At 37.9% G+C, this 22,693-nt stretch carries 14 protein-coding genes; 4 read left to right on the forward strand and 10 right to left on the reverse strand.

Annotation, left to right across the window (positions count from 1 at the left end):
- Positions 1 to 54 precede the first annotated feature (54 nt).
- Positions 55 to 2,619: a zinc-dependent metalloprotease gene (locus tag FNN09_RS18815; protein WP_143304035.1), complete on the reverse strand. Its 2,565-nt coding sequence runs from the start codon at positions 2,617 to 2,619 to the stop codon at positions 55 to 57.
- Between the two features lie 951 nt (positions 2,620 to 3,570).
- On the opposite strand from FNN09_RS18815, the gene tnpA reads away from it, so the two are divergent.
- A complete protein-coding gene (gene tnpA, locus FNN09_RS18820) occupies positions 3,571 to 4,026 on the forward strand; it encodes an IS200/IS605 family transposase (RefSeq protein ID WP_143304036.1) in 456 nt (151 codons plus the stop codon).
- Between the two features lie 598 nt (positions 4,027 to 4,624).
- On the opposite strand, the gene FNN09_RS18825 is transcribed toward tnpA, so the two are convergent.
- The 9 genes from FNN09_RS18825 to FNN09_RS18865 form a co-directional block, all read right to left on the reverse strand.
- The gene (locus FNN09_RS18825; RefSeq protein WP_143304037.1) at positions 4,625 to 5,962 is read right to left on the reverse strand and encodes a TlpA disulfide reductase family protein; all 1,338 of its coding nucleotides are present in this window, start codon (positions 5,960 to 5,962) and stop codon (positions 4,625 to 4,627) included.
- A 229-nt stretch (positions 5,963 to 6,191) separates the two neighbouring features.
- A complete protein-coding gene (locus FNN09_RS18830; protein WP_143304038.1) occupies positions 6,192 to 7,538 on the reverse strand; it encodes a TlpA disulfide reductase family protein in 1,347 nt (448 codons plus the stop codon).
- 4 nt (positions 7,539 to 7,542) lie between these two features.
- A complete protein-coding gene (locus FNN09_RS18835; protein ID WP_143304039.1) occupies positions 7,543 to 8,880 on the reverse strand; it encodes a TlpA disulfide reductase family protein in 1,338 nt (445 codons plus the stop codon).
- Between the two features lie 25 nt (positions 8,881 to 8,905).
- Positions 8,906 to 10,423 (reverse strand): PKD-like family lipoprotein, encoded by a 1,518-nt coding sequence (locus tag FNN09_RS18840; RefSeq protein WP_143304040.1) that lies wholly within the window; start codon positions 10,421 to 10,423, stop codon positions 8,906 to 8,908.
- Positions 10,424 to 10,467: 44 nt separating this feature from the next.
- Positions 10,468 to 11,259 carry a DUF4843 domain-containing protein gene (locus tag FNN09_RS18845; RefSeq protein WP_143304041.1) on the reverse strand — a complete coding sequence of 264 codons (792 nt, stop codon included), beginning with the start codon at positions 11,257 to 11,259 and terminating at the stop codon, positions 10,468 to 10,470.
- Between the two features lie 44 nt (positions 11,260 to 11,303).
- Positions 11,304 to 12,695: a RagB/SusD family nutrient uptake outer membrane protein gene (locus FNN09_RS18850; RefSeq protein WP_185969066.1), complete on the reverse strand. Its 1,392-nt coding sequence runs from the start codon at positions 12,693 to 12,695 to the stop codon at positions 11,304 to 11,306.
- A gap of 11 nt (positions 12,696 to 12,706) precedes the next feature.
- A complete protein-coding gene (locus FNN09_RS18855; protein ID WP_185969067.1) occupies positions 12,707 to 15,949 on the reverse strand; it encodes a SusC/RagA family TonB-linked outer membrane protein in 3,243 nt (1,080 codons plus the stop codon).
- A 130-nt stretch (positions 15,950 to 16,079) separates the two neighbouring features.
- Complete coding sequence (locus tag FNN09_RS18860) at positions 16,080 to 17,294, reverse strand: FecR family protein (RefSeq protein WP_143304044.1); 1,215 nt, start codon at positions 17,292 to 17,294, stop codon at positions 16,080 to 16,082.
- A gap of 167 nt (positions 17,295 to 17,461) precedes the next feature.
- Entirely contained in the window at positions 17,462 to 18,025 is a 564-nt protein-coding gene (locus FNN09_RS18865) for an RNA polymerase sigma factor (RefSeq protein ID WP_143304045.1), read from the reverse strand.
- Positions 18,026 to 19,339: 1,314 nt separating this feature from the next.
- On the opposite strand from FNN09_RS18865, the gene FNN09_RS18870 reads away from it, so the two are divergent.
- The 3 genes from FNN09_RS18870 (at position 19,340) to FNN09_RS18880 (ending at position 22,656) form a co-directional block, all read left to right on the forward strand.
- Positions 19,340 to 20,437, forward strand: a complete 1,098-nt coding sequence (locus FNN09_RS18870; RefSeq protein WP_143304046.1) for a BamA/TamA family outer membrane protein — start codon at positions 19,340 to 19,342, stop codon at positions 20,435 to 20,437.
- A gap of 84 nt (positions 20,438 to 20,521) precedes the next feature.
- Positions 20,522 to 21,814 carry a carbohydrate porin gene (locus FNN09_RS18875; RefSeq protein ID WP_143304047.1) on the forward strand — a complete coding sequence of 431 codons (1,293 nt, stop codon included), beginning with the start codon at positions 20,522 to 20,524 and terminating at the stop codon, positions 21,812 to 21,814.
- Between the two features lie 134 nt (positions 21,815 to 21,948).
- Entirely contained in the window at positions 21,949 to 22,656 is a 708-nt protein-coding gene (locus tag FNN09_RS18880; RefSeq protein ID WP_143304048.1) for a hypothetical protein, read from the forward strand.
- The last annotated feature ends 37 nt before the right edge of the window (positions 22,657 to 22,693 follow it).

Consider the following 22,693-nt stretch of genomic DNA (forward strand, 5'->3'; position numbering starts at 1 on the left):
TTCTTTAAGTTATATAATGACCCGGCTGAGTGATTACCAGCCGGGTTTATTTATTTAGTTCACAAATGGTTCAATCGAATTAATTAAGTAGGTATAGTGCTCTTTTGTTTTAGCATCGATACTAGGGGTTTTAACAGCCTTAGTCAATAGTTTGTAGGCTTTATTTAGTTCTTTCAAATACACTGTTCTGCCCTCAATTTTATCAAATGTATCACTAACACTACCAATAGACATGGCATATCGATCTTCATCGCTAAACATAGTTGTTGAACAAGAAGAACAAGAGCAAGTGGATGTATTGGTATCACCAAACCAAGCACGCTCATTATCTAAAGAGGTAAATGATTTGGCAGACTTTTCTTTACTTCCAGCAGTAGAGAATTTGCCATACGATAAAACGCTACGCAGGTAGAAATTCTGCATGGTTCTGTCGGTTTGTGTTAACGACTTCTTATTTTTTAATGTTGACTCCCATACATAGCCAAAGATGTCGTTCATGTATTCATCTACTGTGTATGGGTTTTCCTGGTAACGGTTGGCTTTCCACACACGGTTACACATGTAGATGGTTTTATCAATAATTTGACGTTGTTGCCATTGAATAGCATCTTCTCCTCCTGGTTTTTTCAGATTGATGATTTCTTTTGGCATCAACCAGCTATCCATCTCACGTACCTGCTTATACAGAAATGCTAATGCTTCTTTTTGCTCTTCTTTGCTTACGCTAATGGTTTCTGTTTTATTATCACCATAAACCGGGTCGTACAGATTAATTCCACCTATCAATGTTGTTACATGCGAGATGAATGTATTGTATTGTGCACAAAGCGAACGATAACGCGCGTGTACTGCATTGTAATTCTCATTTTCAACAGCTGTCCACTCAATAAGGTTCTCCATGATCACTTTCAGGTTCTCCACACCATAGGCCGATGATTTTACTATATCATTACCCAGGTCGCCATCCTGCGAAGCCGGATCGGTTATCAGGCCAACTTGTTTCATCTCCTGTGGTCCATGGATGTAGAAAGGATCATCATTTTTACTGGTTATCCACTTATTAATGATGTGGTACTGTTCTTTCCAGGTTGTTTCTTCAAATATTGGCTGATAAGCCCATTTGATAGATTCCACATCGTATTTACCCATTACCGGAGGCACCAAAGCCATTCCTTTATCCCCTGGTTGGGCCACATAGTTATAACGCGTATAGTCCATGATGGAAGCCGTAATACCATTTTCGGCGGTATAAGAGGCAGAACGTAAAGAATCGGTAGGGATAGCATAAGACCCACGGAAGTTATGCATTAAACCTAATGTGTGACCTATTTCGTGGGCTGAAATATTACGAATCAACTCACCCATCACTTCCGTGCTGTATTCTTTTTTTCTGGCTTCAGGGTCTACCGCTGCCGTCATTGAAAAACGCATGTCTTTAGCGAGTTTTAAGATGGTATGGCTAAAATAAACCTGAGCACCCAGCATTTCACCTGTCCGTGGGTCGGCCCAGCTTGAGCCCATGGCATTCCCTACTATAGAAGGAATGTAGCTAAAGCAGTTGGTCTTCACATTTGAAGGACTAAAACTGTCATCGTTCTTCGGATAATCTTTCACAACCATTACATCTTTAAAACCCATGGCTTCAAAGGCAATGTTCCAATCCAGAATCCCTTGTTTGATGTATTTCTTCCAGCTTTCAGGAAAGGCATTATCAACATACCAAACAATTTGTTGTTCAGGCGTTACCAATTCGCCCTTTTTATATTTTGCCTGGTCCTTTTCACTAACGGTTAAGCGCCATTTATTCACATAGGCGTATTTTAATGGTCCTTCCTGATCCGTATCGCTGTATAAACCCTGGGTTGAATAAAAGTAGTTCATACGTCGGTCGTAGATACGACGTTCCATTGGCTCCTCAGGCAATAAGGTGATATTACGCTGCATAATAACTGCAACAGGTGCCTTCTGTGCATCCGTAAATCCAAAACGACACTGGACGGCGATATTGGTATCAAAGGATTTGTAATCGATAATCTTTGACAGTTTGGCATTTGGCGACAGCGCACCACTTGGTTTTTGATTCCACAAGGCTTTTTTAGGCATGCCCATTGGAGCCGCTGTGTTCAGCATAAATTTAGATACGTCTATCAGGTATGTTTTTTCCTTCTCATTTGTCGCTACAATTGGAAATACCTCCAGTGTTGCATCAGAGAAGTTGTTATTAAAGCCTTTTGCTATGGCATTTGATTCGTCGGTGGTGAAATCCACCTGCATCTCATTCATGAAAATATTATCGTCTTCCTTCACCAAACGCATGCGACGCAGTAAGGTCATCTGACCTATTCTAGCCACCTTATCGTTACTGACTTTATTAATATGTGATGTGAATAACAAATCCTTACCCAAGATATCTTCTGTCACTTCAAAGTAGAATTTCTTGTCAACTTTGTGCATTTGAATCAGCCCTTCTGCTGAACTTTCGGCATCCTTTAAGGTTTTTTCGTATGAACTAACCTTATCGTCTTTCGACTTTTTATCTTTTTTGTCAAGATTGTTATTAGCACTTGCTGCTAACAAACCAACTGAAAGAAATAGCATTATTAAAATCTTACTCGCCATCTGTTTATTATTTTATTTTTTGTGTTTTTAGTATTCTTCTATATAGTCAAACAGCTTTAACTGTTTTAAGGGGTACAGCTATTTTATATTTTTTTAGTTTTTATTTTTAGAAATTATAAGTCAATGGACGTGTGAAGTCAATAATTGCAATAGATACATCCTGTTATATGCGTGATAGATAGCTGTCTGGAAATATGGATGTAATCTTGGATGGTTAGGAGATTATAAAAATTGAGGGTATTATACCTGATTGTGAATACCCTCTAATCCGTTTAAACAAATAAACAAGGATCTGATTATATCATTGATGGAGGGTATACAATTGGGCATTTTGTTGTAATGTACTGGTCAATAGATTCAACTCCTCTGGAGTTGATGTGGGAGATAATTTATAAAATGCTATAGATATTTCATCCCGCTGGGATGATGAATTGGCCTAGTTTATACCAGCGGTAACATATATTTATAGCATCGACTAAACAATGCACCTGTCTTGCGTTGATCTTTTAAGGACACAAGGATGATGTATTATGATGGGTGAACCCGTCACAATCACCAAAATAACCTTAGAATCAAACAATTAACACATCAACATTGCTTTTAACGTGCGATAGATATTTCATCCAGCTGGGATGATGATCACTTCCCTTTTCAAATAAAAATACCTCTCTCTTGCGTTTATCTTTTAAAAACACATTGATGATGTGTTGATTTCATTGAATCGGGGGTAATAGCAAAATAGCATCAGGCTCATCTAGTTAACATATGTGGTATTGCATTTAATGCGCTATATATATTTCATCCCGCTAGGATGATAAATTCCCCAAGTTGATGCCAGCGGCATCATATGTTTATAGAACATTTAATAATTCATAAAACCAACTCCAAAGGAGTTGAATAATTAATACACAATACATATCTTTTTTCTGAAACATCATTAAAAAGAACTAAATGGCTAATACTTATACCCAGATTTACATTCATATCGTTTTTGCAATCCAAAATCGCGAAGCTTCCATTAATCTTAAATGGGAAACCGAACTCTATAAATATATTACAGGAATCGTTCAGAATAAGAACCAGAAGATGATAGCTATAAATGGGGCTGAAGACCACATTCATTTATTAATTGGAATGAAGCCCGATTGTTGTTTATCAGATTTAGTCAGGGAGATTAAAAAGTCTTCTACTCGGTTTGTCGAAGAACAAAAGTTCTGTGGATACAAATTTCGGTGGCAAGAAGGATTTGGAGCGTTTTCATACAGTCATTCCCAATTAGGTAATGTAGTTAAGTATATTCAAAAGCAAAAGGAACATCATCAAAAACAAACTTTTATGAATGAGTATTTAAGTTTCTTAGAATTATTTGATATTGAATTTAAGGAGCAATATATATTGGGATGGTAGGAATATGTAACTCCTTCGTGTTGCAGCGAAAGGCTATTTTGTAATTATTCAACTCCTATGGAGTTGATAAGGGGAGATAATTTTAATGCTATAAACATTTCATCCCGCTGGAATGATGAATTGCCCTAGTTATTACCAACGGTAACATGTGTTTATAGCATTGACAACATGTGAACTTTTGTTGAGTTTCATTTCTAAAGGTTCAATGATGATCTATTTATCTTGTTAAATCGGGATAATTAGCAATAAGCTTAGATTCATTTAATTAATACATGTAGCACAGCTTTTAACAGGCTATAGATATATTTAATCTGGTTGGGATAATAAATGGCTCTAATTGATGCCAGCGGCATCATATATTTATAGAATATGTAATAATTCATAAAACCAACTCCGGCGGAGTTGAATATTTAATAAGCCGAATCAAGGGTTACATATAACAAACGCAGCCTTGTACAGCTGCGTTTATTACATTATTATGGAGCATTTGATTTATACCGATTAGTTAATGACCTTAGCGTTAAACTTGCTTTGCGTTTAACACTGTCATTAATCGATCGGCATTATACCAAGTGCTAATTTCATAATCAAAATGGTATTAAATGCCATCCAGTTTATTTAAATAACTTTTTAATGCTTCCGTTTTATCCGCTCTTAACATGTGCGCATCGTAAATTCTTCCTTGTTGATCCAGAAGAATAAAGCGCGGTTGGCTTGCAATGTGGAAGAACTCACTAAAGATCTTATCTTGTCCTACATACCACTGCTCACCTTCTAACTTGTGTTTCTCAACATAGTTGGTAAAAGACTTAAGCTTTCTATCGTTATTGACTCCCAGGAAGACGATGTTATTATGCTTATATTCCTTCTTCAATTCTTTTAAGTAGGGGAATTGTTCGATACAGTGGCCACACCAGGTTGCCCACAGGTCAATGTATACATATTTGCCTTTAAATTCTTCAAGTGATCTTGTTTGCCCATTGGCATCCTGAAATTTAAGTTCAGGCACCGGACTCCCTTTGACTATATTTTTAAACTCATTTACCTTCTTATCAAATTTATCCAGTAAAGTTTTATCATCTACCGTTGCCTTGTAGGCTTTAAAAATTTCGCCACCTTTATCGGTACCGGCATAGGTGATGTACAAGTCAACAGCCGTATGTATAAAATTCTGCTTAATGTAACTATCTTTAATATTTTCCTCAAGCCATTTTATTCTTACACCTGTACCATAATCCCAGCTATGGTTTTTATAATCGGGCTCGTCTTGCTTATACAAGGTGGTGATACTTCTGTCTATTGCATCTCCTGCTTTTGTAAATCGGTATGATTGGGCATTTTGATCCTGAAGAAACTGCATCAATCTGCCATTCTCTTCTTCTGTCAGATGTTCCTTAGGAGCAAAATACTTTACAATAGCATTAACCCATTGTACATAATATCTGTTTTCCTTTATCATAGCAGCACTAGCTGCTAACTCAGGTTTTGAATCAACCAACTGCGCATACTTTTCTGAAGCAGCATCCAAAGCCCTCATAAATTCCGGCAAAGGCAAGCGATACATTTCATCTGTAAAAGAAAGCGGGAAGCGTTCATTCAAAAAAGCATTAACTGCCTGTTGGTCACCTTCAATACTAATATCCTGATGACTCTTTCGATTAACGACGATATGATTTCCCGGCTCGATATATATTTCCTTGGTGATACCCCCTAATTTAACGAATGCAAAACAGGGTTCTTTAATAACATCCAGTTCGACTTTAGCTACACCAGTCGAATCCTTGAATAAATCAAAGCGTTGATTGAGCACATCGACATACAGGCGGCTTGTAAAATCGCCTACAATCAATTCAACTTTTGTTGTTTTTGGGGCACTGCTGCAACTGAATAGCCCTATGAGTGCAATAAGCAGAACGAGCGTATTTAATGTTTTCATAGTTTTCGTAATCTATTTAATGGAAGTAATTTGAGTCAAGGGTTATACTTTCAAACTTTCAGCTGACTATCCCCCCCAATCCCCACGCCTTTGGCGTGGTACTTCCCCCTGCCGCAATGGCAGAGGGAAGAGGCTCGACATACCGTAAATATTATTTAAAAGCTTTGTTTCTTCAAAAATAACGCTTACAATGTAAACGCTATTCCTAAGAACAATTACTACTATTCGATTATATCAATGATTTTATCATTTCTTTTAACTTAGGATCAGATGGGCGTGGGGCATTAGAATCCACAATATTTCCATCGGCATCGATTAAGATGAATCGTGGAATGGATTTAGAATCATAGGCTTCGGTAAAATCACGGTTACCGTCGAAATTCAACTGAACACCACCCATCTTCTGGCTTTCTAACATCTTTTTCCACTGCTTTTTATTTTTATCCAGTGAGATACTGACAAAAACAATATCTTTTCCTTCAAACTCGTGTTCTAAGGTTTTGATATAAGGTATCTCAGCACAACAGGGACCGCACCAGGTGGCCCATAAGTCAATGAATACTGCTTTACCTTTAAAATCGCTTAAGCTCACCATATTACCATCCACATCAGCATAATTAAATACTGGCGAAGGCTGTCCTTTGGCTAAACGTGTTTTTTCTTTAACCAAAGCGTTAAACTTCTCCTTTAAGGCAATATCTGTCACATTTTCGTTATAGATATCAATCAATTGCGCCCCATTGCTAATGCTATAGTTTTGAATATAGTCACTGGCAAAATAATCGAGCATCCCATTAATCAGTTTCTCATTCGTAAAATGAGCAATGGCATATTCAACTGTTTGAACAATATTTTTATGAACATCAATCTCCTGTCCGTTTAAGGCAAATATTTTGGAAGAAGCAATGGCCATGGTTTTGTATTCATCCAGAAAACAAAATTTCTCATTGGACTGTAAGTTATCGAGAATATAATCTTCCATATGAGACGTATAGATCAATTCTGGATTCTTATGCTTTGCATATTTATGATAGGCCAAAAACGTCCAAAGGGCGGAAAAGCGAATGCGTTGTGATTCAACCACTGTGAATACTTTGCTAAAATTCTTGGCCTCCAATTCAGCTGTACGCTCGGCAATATAGGCCTCCATACCCTCTATAAACTCCTGTTCAGAGAATTCATAATAATTCTTAAAACGGTAATTAGGCCGTGCATTCAGGTAATTATTGATGTCAGCATTATCACCCTCACCCATAAGCCTTTTATGCGGCTCCTTGGTTGTACTTGCATTAAAGTTCGGTTTAACCGTCATTACATCACCTGGCGTAATAAACAGTTCACGCGTACGCTTATTAACTTTTACCTTCACATAATTAGGATGACTGACATCAGGTAATGTCACAGTAAGTTGGCCTTGCTCATTTTCTGTAAAGTCATAACTATCTCCCTGATAAACGATACAGGCCTGCTCTGTTCCACATTCGCTGGCATCTAAGGTAATCTGCACATCCGCTACTCTTTGGCAAGCAAATAAGAGTGGAAGTACGACAATTATTAAAGTGATAAAGTTCTTCATTGGTTTAATTTTTTAACAGTTCAATTAACATAGGACGTGTACTGGCATTAGATGGCTTGGTACATTTTGCATCCAACATCTCGCCATTTTTTCCAATCAGAATAAAACGCGGAATACCAGTCACATTCATAAACTTGGCAAACTCTTTATCGCCGCCATCATGCAATTGCACTCCTTTAAGCTGATCGTCAAGCACCTTCTTTTTCCATTTATCCACCTTCTCGTCAGAAGAGATGCTGACAAACACAATGTCCTGTCCATGGAACTCTTTTTCAAATTCCTGAATGTATGGAATTTCTGCCACACAAGGCCCACACCAGGTAGCCCAAAGGTCGATGAATACGTATTTGCCTTTGAAGTCAGACAAAGACATCTTTTCACCATCTATTGTATTACAAGTGAAATTGTAAACAGGCTTACCAGCTACCAAGTGCTCCCACTTGGCGTATACTGCCAATAGTTTCTCTATTTCTTTTTCATCGGACATGTTATTTCTGGCCAATTCCACAATTGGTTTCATGCCATTAACACCCTTATATTTAATATGCCTTTCGACATAATAATTCATCATAATATCCTTTGCTCCATCGCGCTGAACAGTGTTTATGGTCAAATTGATAACATCCTCCATAAAATCAAGCAAGTGGTAAGTATCATCCTTATCTCTCCACACCAAAAACTCCAATGCAGCACTTGCAAAAGATTTAAAAGTGGCATTCATCGGGCCCTTTTGCGACAACATTTCATTGATAAATTGAAGGCTGGCATCCGTGTCTTTTAATTCTTTTTTATTAGGCAGAGTTTTCACCCAATTTAAATGTCTTAAGGCACCTATATAAGTAAAGGTAATTTCCTGATCGATAGTAAATTCATCATCCAGGTTAGCTACTTTAACTCCTTTTATATTCTGCTGCACAGCCGATTTTACTTTCTCAATCGCTTCGCTTTCACTATCAGTTTTTAGTAATTCAGGATTGATTAATTGGCGATTGTTTAAGTATTCAGCGTACTCCTTATTATCTCCGGTATGTACTGCCTCTTCTTTTGAGATATTTATTACTTGCGTACTACCCTTTGATACGTAGGCATTAAAAACTGAGCCCGCGGCATGGTATCGCACAATAAAAGGCATTTCCAGTTTCGATACATCCAGATTAAATTCGCCATTGTCATCGAATTCAACCTTGATGCGTTCGCCACCAACCTGCACAAATGGCAAGTAGACACCTTCACCGTCTTTAATTATTTTAAAAGATGTTGGCTTTGGGGCACATGCACTTCCTAGCATTACTAACAAAGCGAGGATGGCTACTGTATTTAATTTTATTAATGAATTCTTCATTTTATTTAAACTATCAAGATTTATTTTATTTCGTTTTGTAATAGACACTCACCGGTTTGTAGGCGATGCCTTCGTATTTATTCAGTAAATCCATGCTTTGTATATCGTAGACATACACACAACCCGACATTTCACCCAAGGCAGGGTTATTAACGCCCAGGTACATTAAGGTATAATCCTCACTGTATTCCATGCTGGTGATTTCCAAACCAGCGTCAAGTTCTAATATTGATTCATCGATGGTTGGCAGAGGCTCGTTGGAATTTGTCGTGGCGTACCATTGGTACACTCTATTGCCATTGAAATAATAAACCCGGTTATATTTTAAGTTATATTTTAAATCTGTGGCTTGTGTAATGCTTAAATCTTCAGCTTGTTCATAGGTATAGTAGCCAGTAGCACGAGACATATTGTTAGGTTGCAAGAGAACGACAAAAACCTGATTGCTATTGGCCTCTTTGCCTTTGCCAATCACATACAAGGCCCCATCTGTGCTACTCGTTTCCTTGCATAAAATATTTATAATGTCAATACTTGCATTAACAAAAAGTGGACCTGAATTATTATAACCAACGTAGCCGGCATCGCCCATGTAGTATACTATATCATTTTCGATATCGACAGCATACAAACGGTTGCTATAGTAGGGTTCTTTGTCTTGACCAAAGTAAATATTGTACTCATAACCATGTACGATGGAATAGTTGACCTGATTGTTGAGTCGTACACTTTCAAATACCTCATTTAGACCGGCTGAATAGCCATAAACACGACCATCGGCAGATAGCACATAATTATCGTCCCATTGGCGATAACCTATCTGTCCTTCTCTGATATTTTGTCGTCCAACCATTTTAAGCGGTGAAAAACCAGGTATCTCATTCATAAAGGCTTCTTCTGAAATAACGGTTAAAGTGCGGCTATCCAACATCCACATGCTACCATTATCCTGGGTACTTATGCTAATGCGTTCCTCAGTAAAATCCATATCGACCGCTTTGGATAAAGTATAATTGGTATTAATTCTTGAAAACACACCTGTCTCAAAAGACGGTACCACTCCTTCTGCTTCCTCTTCTGGTGTTAGTGTTTTTAGAAATGACAAATCAGACTGTCCTTGCTCATTGGTACTTAATACAATAATGCCTTCTTGGTAGGGAGTGATTACATTGACCGAATAATCCTGGATAATACCGCCATCGTTATTGGTCACCTTTAAGCGGATATGATGAGATCCCAGGCGAATGAACTGGTAATTCAATACCGGCTCTTCACTGATAACCTCTAATTCTTCATCTTCTATCAAGGCCCATTCATAGTTAAGTTCCTGGTCGCCGAATGATTGAGTTGCCTGGGGATCAATCGTCACATAATCACCTATGCCAATATTAAACTCCGTTTTATCGGCATCTACCTCAATTAATGGTATTTCTTTGTCAGCTAATGTGGTATCATCTTTGAAACAAGCTGTAAACAATACAGTTGTGCCTAACACGAACATCATTAACCTTAGTGTATGTTTGATATACTTTATTGATGTCATAACTTAATAATTAATCATTGATTCAAATTAGCGCTGTATACCTTTTAATTATCCCAAGTGTTTGGATGTGGAAAATCAACCCCTTCAGTTGGGTTATCCTGAAAATATTGATACATTTCCAGAAAAACATAATTCACGAAAACTTTTTTATAGAAACCATAAAAGGGTTCTCCGGGATATATACCATCTCCATTTATATTATCCTCATCAATGTAATAACCATAATCACGAATGATATCTGCATAGATGGTTGGCAGCTCGTTTTCTATAGTACGGAACACTTCAAAGAATTTCCCTAGTAAACCTGGTGAATAGGGGCCGAAGATTCTATCAGCCCAGAAATCAGGTTGGCCCACCAAGCCATAAAAAGAAATTTTTAGGGTATCGCTCATCATTGGTAAGAAATACTCATTCTCTTCCAAAATCAACACCAAGTCGTAAATGGTATCATCCTCTTCCATTCCAGGAGGCACCATAAAGGTCAAGGGCAGTTGCGCCTGAACGCTACCGGCATTCATCACGGCCTCCCCAATAGTGTAATTAATCCCTTCTACAGCCGTTGTACGCTCAGTATCGATACTGTATTTTATTGAACGTTCGGCCAATTTTGGTGTGCCCAACATCTGCAAGGGAAGTGGAAAACTAAGTTCTGTTCCGCCCTCGGGTCCAAATGATGCGTATAAGCTATCTGGTGTTTCTTCATCCAATGTATTGAAGTATATCCCATCGGTCTGGCTGACATCGTAAAATTGTAAATCTTCTTCACAAGCCGTAAATAAAAACGCGGTGATTATGAATAGAGCAACAATGGGTTGAAGTATATTTTTTCGTATCATTTTTACACAATTAATGTTTGTAACGTTTATTACCTGTCGTTTGCTTAGCGGAAGTAAAACTCGTCTATCGGAATTGGGAAGGTGTAGATAGCATCGCCATTCACTTCACCAATGGGGCTATCAATGATTCGATTATCCCTTTTCATGCTAAACCAATTTTGTCCTTCACCAATAAACTCTTTGGCAAACTCCTTTTTAATGTCCTCAAGTGTAACTTCCAAAGCTGGTTCCTGATCAGCAAACTTAGTAAGTCCTCTCGCTTGAATTAAAGTATCAAAATAGGTACGTGACCTAACAGGATCACTTTCTACCAAGGCTTCCGCTGCTATCAACAACATCTCGGGGTAGCGCAACATGCTTATTCCTAAATTCGGATAAGCGGGTAAATCCAATTCATCGTTTGACAAATCTCTGTTCACCATCTTTTTAAGCTGTACCTTTGTTTCAGCATCCTGGAACCAGGCATCATTACGTACATCTTCTGCAATGTAATTATCCTTAATGGTTGACTGAACATATACACTATTGGCTGCCAAATAAGTAGCACTATTGTTGCGTTTTGAGTAAACCCCCCAAATGCTTTCAGTACCATTGATGCGACCAGCCACTAGATTTTCCATATCCAAACTTGTATTAACTAATGAAAATTTACCGGAGTTAATGACTTTTTCGGCATACAATAAGGCCTGATCCATTTCTCCTTTCATCCAATATACCCGTGCCAGAGTGGCCTGAGCTGCATACAAGTTAAAATGTGTTTCTCGCGCATACTGAAAGCCTTCTCCACTCATATTTGAAGCGTCACGAGGATATTCGGCGAATATTTCTGCATCGTACTCAAGCAATCGTTCAGCTTCCAATAGATCATCAATTACCTTTTCATATACTTCTTCCACTGAATAAAACGGTATCTGATTTAAGGTGTAGTTTTCTGCATAAGGAAGAGCCTCGTTTTTCAAATCAGAACTGGATCGGATATCAACAGCAAAAAGACGTAGTAAGTCGAAATGAAGAAAAGCACGAACGCCAAGAGCTTCACCACGAACCAAATCGTAATTGACATCATCAAACTCTTTATCTGCATTATCCAATAAGCTATTGACCTGTCCCAACAAGGTGTATGTATCGGACCATACCTTATTTATCTGACCTTGAACACCCGCATCGGTATCATAAGCATAAACCATGAACTTATCATATCCACCACCAATTTCATAATATTGAGCCAGAACATCGGGTACTACCTGTAAAAAACTACCATAAAGGAATGGCTCCTCAAGCTGTGAATAGATACCGTACATGGCGTCTTCAAATCCTTCAACATTTTCAAATAAATCGTTGGCCACAATCTCCGATTTCGGTCTTACATCCAGCAAGTTCTCGCATGATGCAAATACCAACAGAAGCCCTAATAAGATATATAAATTAATTTTCATGATACTAAACATTAAAATGTTGGACTAAAGGTGAAATCAAAACTTCTGGCAAAGGGGTATGAAGTGCCTCGTTCAAACTTAACCGTTGATAAGCGGGCAATATCATTTAAACCAAAGCCTACCCTTAGTTTCTTAAAACCAATTTTACTGAGTGACCCGGGTTTAAAATCATAGGCCACATTGATTCTCGACAAATAGATTTCATTTTTGGTTTGCACATACCTGGAACTATGGTATTTTATATTATTGAACTCCGGTATCCCCCTAAAAGCAGTTATGTCACCGGGTTGTTTCCATCGCTCGCTGTAGGCACGCCTATCAACATTCTGCATTGGATCGACGTATTCCACTTTACTGGCTAATGTGCCATTGTAAATCTCCCCGCCAAAAGTATAGCTGGTCGACATCATTAGCGTAAAACCTTTAAACTTAAAATTAGAATTCAAAGCCCCTCTTAATAAAGGATTGCTATCACCATAAGCCACTTTATCCTGAGGATTGTAATCAAAAGTATAATCTCCATTTCGAGTGATAAAAATTTCTTTTCCGGTAGCCGGATCTATTCCGGCTGACATCACGGTATAGATGGCCGTACTGGATTCTCCCTCATTGAATAAGACTGCTGGTGAATCACTACCCGATGATCCGGCGTTGGCACTCTCATTCTGACTTCTCAGGGCATCACTTAACTTAGTGATCGTATTACCATTGTAACCACCATTCACTGTTAAGCGCCAGTTGATATCTTTTTTCTTAATTACAACACCCGATAGTGAGTATTCGTAGCCCCAGTTCATCATCTCTCCCAGGTTCGCTCTTGCATTGCGGATACCATTGGATGGCGGTAAACTTAAGGCAATCAACATATCTTTTGTGTGCTGCTGGTAGTAATTAAATTGTAAATCCAAACGGTTTTTAAACAAGGATGCATTCATACCTACATTGTAATCGTAAGTCGTCTGCCATGTCAAATCCGGATTTCCTAATGTGATAGGCAAAGCACCCAGGTTATAGTGGTAGCTATACCGGTTATTGTATTCATAGGTTGTTAATGACATATAGGATGGGAAATTAACACTACCCGTTACTCCCATTGACACACGCAAACGAAGCAGGTTGACCCAGGACACTCTAAACCAATTCTCGTTATGAATGTTATAACCACCACCTAAAGACCAGAAAGGCGCGTAGCGGTTGTTTTCACCAAATTGAGAAGATCCACTTACACGGTAGTTAACATCCAGAAAGTAACGATTACGAAAACTATAGTTGACGTTACCAAACCAGCCAATGGTCACTTCCTGACTATCTTCTCCAACAGGCTGACCACCTTCCGGGTATTCAGAGGCGAAACCAATATCATTCAAACGATCTTTTGCAAAACCTACTCCCACAACGCCATACCCTCTGGTAGATTTTGAATTGAGATTAGCTCCACCGCGCACTGACAGAATGGTACCTTGCGAGCCAAAACGAAAGTTATAGTTACCTACTATCTGCCCTCCAAGGTTGTTGGAATCACCACCACTGATTGAGTATCGTCCTTTGGGTTCGCCATAGGCAATATCGATATAGTCCACTGAATTTGGAGAAATAAAGTCATCGAAACGGCTATCTGATACCGTATAATTTATATTACCTGTTACAAAGAAATTATCATTCACCGTCCACCTGCCTGACAGGTTATTTTGAATACTTTTACTTTTTGATTGGCTAAATGAACTGGTATTTTTAGGATCATACAAAGGGTTGATCATTTCCCCCCGGGTTTCACCATTGTCATAAAAATAGATGTAAGGCTCGTATTCATCGTTTGCGTTGGTAAATGGCGTATAAGGGTTCATTTGTACATAGTTCGAGAAATTGCCATAAGGCGAATCCTTACTGTTGGTCTGCATAATATTGGTTCTCCAAATCAGGCTTAACTTATCGTTTAGGCGATAATTAAAGTTAAAGCCCAAACCGTAATTGTAACGGTGGTCTCCTTTCATCACACCATAACCCTGACTGAAATTACCATTGATGCCGTAATACATTTTTTCACCACCACCAGACACAGCCAAGGAATGGTTAAATGAATAGGCATTACGAATAGGCTGGGCCATCCAATCATAATCACCACCTTTACGAACTGTTTGTAGCTTATTTAAATAAGTTTGGTCGTAACGGCCATCACTTGACTCGTAAAGGCCGGCTAATCGCTCAAACTCTAATTTCTCCGCTGCATTGGTAAAATCAAAGGATGTTAAATCAGCAAATTGCATTTTCGGTACGAAATTATAACGAGCGCGCACCTCTTTGGCCGTCACTTTCTTTCGTTGAATAACAATCACCCCATTGGCGGCACGCTCACCATACAGGGCGGTAGCCGAAGCATCTTTTAAGATATCAGCCCGTTCAATATCATTGATATCCATGTCGTACAACATTTGCATTGTCGCCTCCACTCCATCAATCACAATCAAAGGGGCATTTAAGCCTTGTTCACCTTCGGTTGCCAACGATGTTGTTCCACGAATAACTAAATCTGGAATATGATTGGGATTAGAACCCATAGCAGGCTGTTCCACCATATACATGCCCGGAGTTAGCGTTACTAAAGCGTCAAACACATTGGTATTGGATACTTCCAATAAATCTTCGCTTTTTATGCTGGTAACAGAACCTGTATTACTGCTTTTGCTTTGCTCAAAAAATCCATTGACCACTACCTCTTCAAGACCTTCATCCTTCGTTTCGAGATAGATGGTCACACTTTTCTTTGTAAATTCAGAGATATCAACTTCTTTCGCTTCATACCCAATAAAGGAAAAAATAATTGTTTTTGCACTACCGGAAACAGAAATCTCAAAATTACCATCAAAATCGCTTATTCCACCACCAAAGGTACCTGAGGCATAAACATTTACCCCAGGTATCACTTCGTTTGTTTCCCGATCCAGAACAGTTCCTTTGATTGTTATCTTATCAGGTTGCTGCTGTTCTTCTTTTGAAATAATCACGTAATCATCTTCAAACTTATAGACCAAAGCCTGATCAAGTAAGGCTAATTCGAGAACATCTTTAATGCTTTCATTCTTCACATTAATTGTAACTGGCTTTGTACCACTTAACAAATCATCGTTGTACACAAAATACACTCCTGTTTGCTCCTTAATAGTCTGAAAGACATTTTTAAGCAATTCTTTTTCGACGCTTAAAGTAACTTTCTTTTCCAATGAATTCTGGGCAGATGCATTCCAAATAAAAAACATGCTGCATACTAAAAATGCAACAGTCTTTAATTTGTATGAATTTGACCTTGAGGAAAAATTTAACAATTTTCTCAGCTTCATAATTTACAATAGATTTTTATTTCAATGAGAAATAGATTTCCCTATTTCCTTATTTTAATTCCTTTTTCACTCGAATTTCAGATCCTAAAATTTCAAAATAGACTCCTGAAGCATGTTCGATACGATTTAAAATCACTTCGATATCATCTTCACTTTCAATTGCTCCGGTAAAACGAAGTTCTTTTATGATCTTTTCGTCATAAACAATAGACACATCATACCACCTGGATAATTTTCTTAGGATGTAATCCAGCTTCTGATTATCAAACTCAAACACACCCATTGTCCAACTGATGTAGAAATCAGGATCAACCTTCTGACTAACAATATGTTTATTGGCATCAAATATTAAAGACTGTTCACCAGGCTTCAATATTACTGCCTCTTTATTATTAGCCACCCTTACAGCTCCCTCCACCAGCGTAACAGCACTAAAGTCATCGTCATAATAATCCGACACATTAAACTCGGTACCTAATACTTCAACAAGACCTTTGGAGGTATGAACTTTAAAAGGACTATTCTCGTTTTTAGCTACTTCAAAATATCCTTCTCCGTGCAAATGAACTTCTCTTGATTCCCTTCCAAACTGAACTGGAAATTTCAATGAACTCTTCGAGTTTAACCAAACTTTTGTACCATCACTTAATACAATACTATAACGTCCGCCAATTGGCACCTCCAGTGTATTGTACATTATTTCCTCTATCGGATCTTCATTATTGTTGTAGGCCAGCACATCATCTGTACGATTCTCAATCTTCACACCATTACTTTCTGTTATGAAATCCTGCTTCAAATTATTGACATCCACTTGAGAACCATCAGCTAAAGTCAAAAGAACCGTTTCTTTTTGTGTATTCTGAACTTCAGCTTTTGACGCTAATTCTGAACGGTTATCACCATTTTTATTCAACAAAAAAACTGTAGTTGTAATAAGTAAAGGTAAGGCAATAGCAGCGGCATATTTGATAAATGTCTTTAGCTGAATGCGACGACCTTTAGGGCTTAACTTTGGTTCAATGGACTCCCATTTAGCTTGCGAATCGTATTTACTATATTTTTCGAATGAGTTTTTGATATTGTCTTCTTTTACAATATCGTTATATCGTACCTGATTTGCCTCAGATTTTTTTAACCAATCTGAGAAACTATCAAGCTCTTTATCAGTTGCCTTACCCGATTGGTTTCGACCAATCAGCTTGCCTAGCTTTAACGCTTTTATGACTTTGTTCATTTCCATCTCATATAGTAAAACAGTCATCCATTATTTTTGGGGTACATTGGATGTCAATTATTTTTACTTTTTTTCATCAATACTTAAGTCCTTAATTGCAATATCTATAAGATAGTCACAGAAAATTATTTTTGAAATAGCATTGCCTATTACGGAGTATTATAAGCTTCATCTTCTCGAGAAAAGCAGACGCACTATACCGACAAATAACTTATAATTAGTCGTAAACTCTTTAACCTTGAACGAAGAATTTTGTAGGCTCTTTTTTTATGAGTTTTGACCGTTTCTGCCCCAATTTCTAGGTGAGTGGCAATTTCTTCGTTTTTTAATCCCTTAAGACTTAAATACAATACCTGTTTTGCTTTTTCACCTAATAGCTCAATCTGCTCATAGAGCTCTGCATGCACTTCTTCTTTGATTAATTTGTCGTAGAAGAATTCATGGGTACTCATTTCTTTTAATTTCGTATCAACATGCTTTAGTTTGACTTGCTTATGCTTTATTTGATTGATACATTGATTCCTCACTGTACTATACAGAAAGCCTTTAATCATTTCAATCGATTCATATTGCTCACACCTCTCCCAATATTTTATAAAAGACTCTTGAACAACATCGTCCAAAACATCAGAACTTAAGTCGAAATTATCGGCAAATGAACGAAATAGCTTATAATACTTTAGGTAAAAAACCTTGAAAGCTTTCTTATTACCATTTTGTAATTCCCCGACGATATATGATTCATTATATTGATTCATCAATTAATGTTAATTACACTGCCCCTAATAATCGCATTAAACATTATCTGACAATGATATCTGTTTATCCATTGAAACAAACTGATCTTCAAAAAATTCATTCCACTTTTGGGTTGGTAATAACGGTAGAATCATTCCACCGTAAGCCTATTTTTATGTGATTAGTTATTAATATTCATAGAATTGCAAAAGTAGAACAATTACATTATTTTAACAATTATTTTTTCTGCGTAGCAAAAGCCTCGTTCATCGACTTTGTTTACAGGCAAGAACAATACTCTAACAAACAATTTATTACAAGCAAAATATTTCATTACAAAACAACATATTCTCGTTTGGCATGTGTCAGGGATTCAGCCTTATGATTGATGTTGCATTGATTAGCACAGGCCGTTTTTCATGGCTCAACAACCTTGCTTATATATTTTTGCCTTTCAGGCAAAGAACTGGGAAACAACACCATTATAAGCCAATAGGCTTTATTTCTTAAAAACAGCTCCAAGGGAGCGATACTTAATAAGATAGGTCGAAGGCCTATCATATGGAAGGGCAGTATCGACTAGCGCTGTAAGTGCGACACGTTGAATCATAAAACAATACTTCACCTATATTCATGTGTCGGGCTTTCAGCCCTAGGATGTATGTTATATGCTAACACAGGCCGTTTCGCATGGCTCAACAACCTGTGCTTATATGCTATTGCCCTTCAGGCAAAGGACTGGGATACATCACCTTTATAAGCCAATAGGCTTTATTTCTTAAAAACAGCTCCAAAGGAGCGATACGTAATAAGATAGGTCGAAGGCCTATCGCATGGGAGAACAGTATCGACTAGCGCTGTAAGTGCGACACGTTTAATCATAAAATAATACGTCAACTATATGCATGTGTCGGGCTTTCAGCCCTAGGATGTATGTTATATGCTAACACAGGCCGTTTCGCATGGCTCAACAACCTGTGCTTATAGGTGATTGCCCTTCAGGCAAAGGACTGGGATACATCACCTTTATAAGCCAATAGGCTTTNAGATAGGTCGAAGGCCTATCGCATGGGAGAACAGTATCGACTAGCGCTGTAAGTGCGACACGTTTAATCATAAAATAATACGTCAACTATATGCATGTGTCGGGCTTTCAGCCCTAGGATGTATGTTATATGCTAACACAGGCCGTTTCGCATGGCTCAACAACCTGTGCTTATAGGTGATTGCCCTTCAGGCAAAGGACTGGCAGATTATGCGGTAGGATGTGTCCGTATTTTTCTGAAACAATCTTACATTATAATAGTTAATTAAAGAACACTAATTCTGTATTCATGAGAAATATTTTCATTGCCTGCCTATTTCTTATCGTCTTACCTCACCTATCGGCTCAAAAGAAGATGAGCATTTTCACCGATAGCCTTGATCAGTCATTTGATGTCAGTGATTTTTTAATTACTAAAAAAGGTTTACTACCTGTTCCAATGCTCATTACAGAACCTTCGGTGGGTTACGGTGGTGCTATGGGTTTGTTGTATTTTCATGATTCGTACGAAAATAAAAAACGCCCACCTAGCATTTCAGGTGCTTTTGGTGGTTACACACAAAATGGCACCTGGATGGCAGGAGCCTTACATGCTGGCTATTGGCGCGAGGATAGAATACGTTATGTTGGTTTTGTTGGTAAAGTTAATATCAACATCGATTACTATGGCCCGCTTCCCAAGCCTGTTGAAATGAATATGAGCAGCTGGATTATCATGCAAAAAATACAATTCCGAATTAGCGAAAGTAATTTTTTCACAGGCTTACAATACAACTACACGCCGGCACAGAACACATTTAAGCTTCCTATTGACATACCCGAATTTAATGGTATCGAATACAACACCAATATTAGCGAGATAACGGCCCTATTCATTTATGATTCACGAAACAATGTGTTATCTCCTACAGCTGGAATACTTGCCCAAATAGCACCTTCTTATAGTGACAAGTGGCTAGGAGGAGATCAACTCTACGGAAAGATAAATGCCAGTATCATGGGGCTTCACCCCATTAATAAAAAACTAAGTGTAGGAGCCAAATTTGTTTCCAATAGTAAACTGGGCGACATCCCCTTTTATATCAAACCGTTTGTACAAATGCGTGGTGTGCCATTTCTTAAATACCAAGGCAATAATGTTATGTCGTTGGAAGCTGAGGCAGACTATAATCTATATAAACGCTGGCACTTAATCGGCTTTGCTGGCTATGGCAATGCTTTTCAAGATTATAGCGAGATAAGTGCGGGTAATACCGTTTTATCGGGCGGAGGAGGATTTCGATACCTGATAGCTCGTAAGTTTGGTATGAAAATGGGTATGGACTTTGCCTTTAGCCCCGACGAATTTGCATTCTACATAACCGTTGGGCATGCATGGCTTTTCTAATCCATATTCCTTAAATTGTTTAATTCTTATGATTTAGTAAAACACATAACCTGAAATAAGTTTATCCAAAAAAAACAAACCCATATGAAATATAAAGTACAAGTATTTGCAACACTTAGTTTCATTTTTCTTGTGTCTTTCACGCTGAAGGCTCAGCAAGTAAGTTCGCAGGATTCTGCAACCATTGAAAAAGATGAGATCATTGGAGGTAATTCCATCGGTAGACAAATTGAATTGGACAAAAAATCTTATACCTTTCAATATCGCTTCTCCTTAAGACCAATGAATGACTGGTATGCATTAAAGGACAGTTTACTTACCAAAAGAGGCATTCAGTTTGGTATCGATTATACATCCGTGTACATGCGCTCTTCAAAAGTCATAAGTGATGTAAATAATCAAAACACAGCCAGTGGCATTTTAAATATTCAACTTGGATGGAACTTGATAAATCGTAAGAAAGGCAAAAACAAAGGTACTTTATTTATTAAATTTAGTGACAGGCATGCTTATAGTGGCCTAACATCACCCATGTTTCATGGATTGGAAGAGTCGGGCTATTATGGTTTAACAGCCACCGGCTATAGTGATTATAGTATGCGAATTCTGGAATTCAATTATCAACAGTTTTTTGCTAACCAACGCTTAGGATTTGTGGCTGGAAAAATAGACTTAGCCAACTACTTTAACTTCCATGGCATTAGCAATCCGTCGATGCATTTTATGGGTTATGGGGCCATGGTAACGGGTACAGGTAACTGGGGTAACCCAGGTTTAGGGGCCATAGTTATGGGGCGGCCCACTGAACAATTATATGCCATGCTTGGTGCCAATGATGTTTACGGAGATTTATTTGAGAGCGGTGACTTCTTTGACTTAGGGCGCAATTGGGAAAATGGTGACTTTATGTACATGGGAGAAATTGGTTATGTACCAAGCTATGATGAGCGATTCTTTAAGCGGGTTTCTTTAATGGCCTGGAAATCGCCAAATTACACCTCATATGGTGGTAATGAAATTGCAGCTGCCGAGGGTATTGCTTTCTCATCGCACTGGTTTATTGCACAACGCTATGCTCCCTATATTAAATTTGGTTTTTCTGATGGCGGAGGCGAAAACACGTTTTACAAACGCGATGTTCAACTTGGTCATGGCTTGCGCTTTAGACACTACGATATGTTAGGAACCTCATTCAGTTGGGCCGAAACTAACATACCTGATACTAAAGATCAAATGACCATCGAGCTGTTTTACCGATATAATGTCACAGCTCATATCGAAGTAACAGCCGATTACCAATACATCATCAATCCTACATTAAACCCAAGTGAAAATGGATTGAGCTACATCGGTTTTAGAGGACGAATTAAACTTTAAGCTCAAAGTCATTCTGAATTGCTGAAGAAACTAATCTGTAATCATCATTTGAGAAAATTTGAAACACAATAGCAGGATCGTTTTTATTAAAAGATATTATTGGCATCCAATTATACTCAAATACACTAACTAAAATGACAAAATACACCATATTATTATTGTTCTTAAGCGGATTACATCAATTAGGCTATTCACAGGAGAACGAAATTGACCGATGGGACAACTGGTTATTAGTTGGAAATAAAGTAGTGTTAGGAGGTAGGAGTAGTTTTAAACATTCTCATGAACTCCAAATGAGGGTTAACAATAATATGCAATCGCTAAAAGAATGGTTTTACGAAGGTGTTTTCACCTTTTCTCCCAACCAGAATTGGGAATTAGTCCCCGACTTCAGAGCTTCTGTTAAACCCGACAAAATGGATTACCGGATTGGTTTGGGAGCGATCAGAAAATTCAATGTCATTCAAAATGAAAAACTTAAAAGGCAATTCGTCAACCAACTTAAATATCAAATTGATGTGGATGGTTCAGGTACCACCCGACATGGTTTACGTTTAGTATTAACCTATAATTACATTGTCAACGAAAAATTAATTGTAAGTGGCCTTTTTGGTCCCTTCTACAGGTGGAGTGAGCAATTTACAGGTGTTGAATTTGTACGAGGAGGACCTGCTATAACATACGTTTTTAATGATTACAACACCTTTGCTTTCGCACCCCTATTTGGAGCTGGCAATATTGCTCCTGATGGTTGGAGTTATTCATTTACACCCATGCTTTCCATTATTATTAGGCTTAATAATAACTATAAATATTTACCTGCGAAATACATTAATTTTTAACAACATAACAAATCAACTAATTCTAACATAAATTAAA

This window comes from Carboxylicivirga sp. M1479 (genome assembly GCF_007097485.1).
Taxonomy (GTDB): domain Bacteria; phylum Bacteroidota; class Bacteroidia; order Bacteroidales; family Marinilabiliaceae; genus Carboxylicivirga.